Origin of the sequence: Nocardioides sp. NPDC057577 (genome assembly GCF_042801335.1) — a bacterium.
GTDB lineage: Bacteria > Actinomycetota > Actinomycetes > Propionibacteriales > Nocardioidaceae > Nocardioides.
Genome location: NZ_JBHVGB010000287.1, coordinates 1 through 4,115, shown reverse-complemented (window position 1 = coordinate 4,115; position 4,115 = coordinate 1). Strand labels below are relative to the sequence as shown.

At 67.7% G+C, this 4,115-nt stretch carries 4 protein-coding genes; 3 read left to right on the top strand and 1 reads right to left on the bottom strand.

Annotated elements, in window-relative coordinates; translation table 11 throughout:
- Positions 1-101: 101 nt before the first annotated feature.
- Positions 102-683 carry a C40 family peptidase gene (locus ACFU7D_RS28970; RefSeq protein WP_378873803.1) on the bottom strand — a complete coding sequence of 194 codons (582 nt, stop codon included), beginning with the start codon at positions 681-683 and terminating at the stop codon, positions 102-104.
- Between the two features lie 479 nt (positions 684-1,162).
- Between ACFU7D_RS28970 and nhaA the strand changes: the two genes are divergently transcribed.
- The 3 genes from nhaA (at position 1,163) to ACFU7D_RS28955 (ending at position 4,032) form a co-directional block, all read left to right on the top strand.
- A complete protein-coding gene (nhaA, locus tag ACFU7D_RS28965; protein WP_378729053.1) occupies positions 1,163-2,461 on the top strand; it encodes a Na+/H+ antiporter NhaA in 1,299 nt (432 codons plus the stop codon).
- A 42-nt stretch (positions 2,462-2,503) separates the two neighbouring features.
- Positions 2,504-2,911: a phage holin family protein gene (locus ACFU7D_RS28960; protein WP_378729054.1), complete on the top strand. Its 408-nt coding sequence runs from the start codon at positions 2,504-2,506 to the stop codon at positions 2,909-2,911.
- A 188-nt stretch (positions 2,912-3,099) separates the two neighbouring features.
- Entirely contained in the window at positions 3,100-4,032 is a 933-nt protein-coding gene (locus ACFU7D_RS28955; protein WP_378873800.1) for a DUF559 domain-containing protein, read from the top strand.
- The last annotated feature ends 83 nt before the right edge of the window (positions 4,033-4,115 follow it).

Sequence of the window (4,115 nt, the reverse complement as noted above, 5' to 3'; positions counted from 1 at the left end):
GTGTGCCCGGGGCGGCGCATGTCCCCCGGGGTGTCCCCCTCCTCGGCGTGCGGGTGGTGGGGTGCGGCGGACTCGGCAGTGTCGTACGGCGCCTGGCCCTTCTAGTACTTCACCCGGCGGATGAAGTGGCTGCTGGTCCAGATCGGGTCCTTCTGGACCGACTCACCGGGCCTGGGCGAGTGCCAGATCCAGCGGCGCCCGTCGCGCTTCCCGGCGTAGATGCCGACGTGGTAGACGCCGCCGCTGCCGTAGAAGAAGACCAGGTCGCCCTTGCGCGGCTTCTTGACCTTGAAGGTGTGGCCGACCTGGGCCGATGAGCTGTGCGGCAGCTTGCGGCCGAGCTTCTTGTAGACCCATTGGGTCAGGCCGGAGCAGTCGAAGGAGCGTGGGCCGTCGCCACCGTAGGAGTACGGAGCGCCGGCGCGGCTCTTGGCGCGGCGCAGAGCCCGGATGCCCCGCGACTTCTTCTTTTTCTTGGCCTTCTTCTTCTCGGTGGTCGTGGTGGAGATGGTGGTCGAGGCCGGGTGCGCGCCGGTGTGAGCGCTCGTGCCCGGTGAAGGTGCGGCCGTGGCCGCCTGGTTGGGTACGGCGACGAGTGCGAGTCCGACCACGAGTGCGGTCGACAGGCCGATGCTGATCCGTCTGGGCGCGCGCGACAGCGCGCGGATACTGGATCCGATCATTTCGAGGTTCCCCCGATGCAGCGACGCCTGCGAAGGTCGACCTGTCGGATTCGGGCTGCTGATGCCCGGGCGCTGGAATCCCTGTGTTCCGTCTACGCCTTCACCCCGAGCCGGCCTGCCTTGTCTCTGGCTCCCGGCGTGCTGCTTGGCTCCCCCGTGCCCGCCACCCTGGTCGGATCGACTCTCCTCCGGCTGTGACGGGCCTCGGCGCGACCGGAGCGGCCCGCACCGTTCAATGCGGGCTCACCCACTATGCAACGAAACCGGGTGCCTGGCGGGGCATTTGTGCAGCAACTCACTCTCTTTTTGCTGGCTTAACCTACGTTTTCGCTTGTTTACATGTGTTTTCTGATCGAAGGTGGGCTCAAGTTGATCACCCTTCTGTCTCTGGCAACGGTGCTTGCTAAGGTCGTCGGCAGGTGTGCCGGGAAGTCTGGTCGGCGTGAATTCGTCGACCCCTGAGCCCCTGGAGGCCACCCGTGACCGACACCCGCAACCGCCTCTTCACCCGCGGCTCCTGGCTGGAGACCTCGCGGACGGCCGAGATCCTGCGCGCCGAGACGACGGGCGGCGTACTCCTCATCATCGCCGCGATCATCGCGGTCGTCCTGGCCAACAGCCCCTGGCAGGAGGCGTACGAGGCCGTTCGCGACTTCCGGGTCGGGCCCGAGTCCCTTCATCTCGACCTCACCATCGGGGCCTGGGCGGCCGACGGCCTGCTCGCGATCTTCTTCTTCGTCGCGGGTCTGGAGCTCAAACGGGAGTTCGTCTCCGGAGACCTCCGCGACCCCCGCCGGGCCGCGCTGCCGATCGCGGCCGCGGTCGGCGGCATGGTCGTACCGGCGCTGGTCTACGTGGCCGTCAACCTGATCGGCGACGGCTCGCTGGCCGGCTGGGCCACGCCGGTGGCCACCGACATCGCCTTCGCGGTCGCGATCTTGGCGGTCATCTCGACGCACCTGCCCACGGGGCTGCGAACGTTCCTGCTGACCCTCGCCGTCGTCGACGACCTGCTCGGCATCATCGTCATCGCGGTCTTCTTCACCTCAGATCTGCACATCGGCTTCCTGCTGCTGGCACTCATTCCGATCGGGCTCTTCGCGGTGCTCGTGCAGCGCCGCGTACGCAACCCCTGGCTGCTCCTGCCGCTCGCCCTGATCGCGTGGGCCCTCGTCCACTCCAGCGGTGTCCACGCCACCGTCGCCGGGGTGCTGCTCGGGTTCACCGTGCCCGTCATCGCCCGCAACCCGGAAGCCAAGCGCGGGCTCGCCGAGCACTTCGAGCACTTGGTCCGGCCGATCTCGGCCGGCGTCGCGGTGCCGATCTTCGCCTTCTTCGCCGCCGGTGTCTCCCTCGGCGGCTGGGGCGGGGTGACCAGCGCGCTTCGCGACCCGATCACGCTCGGCATCATCCTTGGTCTCGTCGTCGGCAAGACCATCGGGATCTCGGGGTCGACCTGGCTGCTGGCCCGGTTCACCCGTGCCTCGCTCGACGACGACCTCGCCTGGACCGACGTGATCGGGATGGCGATGCTGGCCGGCATCGGGTTCACCGTGTCGCTGCTGATCGGCGAGCTCGCCTTCAGCTCGGATCCGGCAGCTCACGACCACATGAAGGTGGGCGTTCTGTTCGGGTCCGTGCTGGCCGCCGCCTTGGCGACGGTGGTGCTGCGTGCGCGCAACCGGGTCTACCGCCGCATCGAGCAGATCGAGACTCTCGACGCCAACGAGGACGGCGTGCCGGACGTGTTCGAGGATGATCAGGGTCGGGACCGGTAAGGTCGTGGGCGCTCCCCAACACACGTTCAGCGAAGGGTTCCCATGGCAGTCGACATCGTGAAGTCCCCGGGCGGCGAGGACCCGACGATCGGCAAGCTCGTCGTCGACGCCACCCGCGACATCTCCGAGCTCGTCAACAAGGAGATCACGCTCGCCAAACAGGAGCTCAAGGTCTCGATGACCAACGCCGGTGTCGGCGTCGGTCTCTTCGCCGCCGCAGCCTTCCTGCTGGTCCTCGCCGTGATCATGCTCTCCGTCTCGGCGGCCTACTTCATCCATTGGACCGGCCTCGGCCTGCAATGGTCTTTCCTCATCGTCTTCGGCTTCTACGTCCTCCTCGCCGCCCTCCTCGCCTTCATCGGCGTGCTCAAGGTGAAGAAGGTCAAGGCCCCCGAGAAGGCCATCGCCCAGGGCAAGGAGATCCCCCGGGCTCTCAAGGGCCAGCGCTGACTCACCCCGCCGAGGCGTCACCCCCGTCGGCCGAGGCGTCACCCCCGTCGGCCGAGGCGTCACCCCGGTCGACCGAAGCGTCACCGTGACGGGCCTGTCTCCGTCCACAGGGCGTGCTGAGTCCGTAGTTATCCACAGCCTCTGACAAGACGGATGACTTCGTACGCCACCTGTCGCACGCTGCGGGCATGAACCTCTCACTCGTCAAGACCGACGGCCGGCTGCCGGAGCGACCCTTCACCACGTCCGACATCGAGTCGGTCGCGACCAACCGATACGCACTCGCCCAGGCGATCAGCCATGGGGACGTGCGCCGCCCGTTCCGGGGCGTCTATCTCGCCACGCAGGCGGAGGACGATCCGGTGAAGCGCGCCGAGGCTCTCGTGCAGGTGGTCTCCGAGCACCAGGTGATCAGTGACCGGACCGCCGCCTGGGTGCACGGCATCAACACCTTCACCCAGACCGAGATGGCGCAGGTGCCGGCGGTGGAGACGTGCGCCGTCCGCGGTCACACCCGCACGCGGCGCCCGGGCACCGACGGCCACTCGCGTGACCTCCTGGCCGAGGACATCGAGGTCATCGGAGGCGTACGGGTGACGACACCGCTACGCACCGCGCTCGACCTCGGCTGCAACCTGAACAGGCGGGAGGCGATGGCCGCGCTCAACGAGTTCGCCAGGCACCACGGGATCACCCGGAGCGCCCTCGACGAGCAGCTGCCCCGCTTTCGCGGCCGGCGCGGTGTCGTCCAGCTCCGCGAGCTCGTCCCGCTTCTGAATCGTCGCCTCGAGTCACAGCGTGAGTCCTGGACCCTGCTCGCGATCAATGATGCCGGACTTCCTCTTCCAGAGGCGCAGGTCTGGGTCGACGTCGAAGGAATCCCGACCTACCGCCTCGACTTCGCCTACCGGCTCGCCAAGGTCGCGATCGAGTACGACGGCGAAGACCACGACGACCCCGACCAGCGAATCTACGACGAAGAGCGGCGGGGTTGGCTGATCGACCACGGCTGGACGATCGTCATCGTGCGAAAGGGCGACTTCACCGGTGACCGGCTCGATGCCTGGCTCCGCGAGATCAAGAACGCTCTGATCCCGACCTACTCCACCCGCCGCTTCTGATCGAAGCGTCGCTCCCGTCGGCCGAAGCGTCACCCGCGCGAGCCGAAGCGTCACGTACGTCGGCCGAGTTGGCATTGCGATGC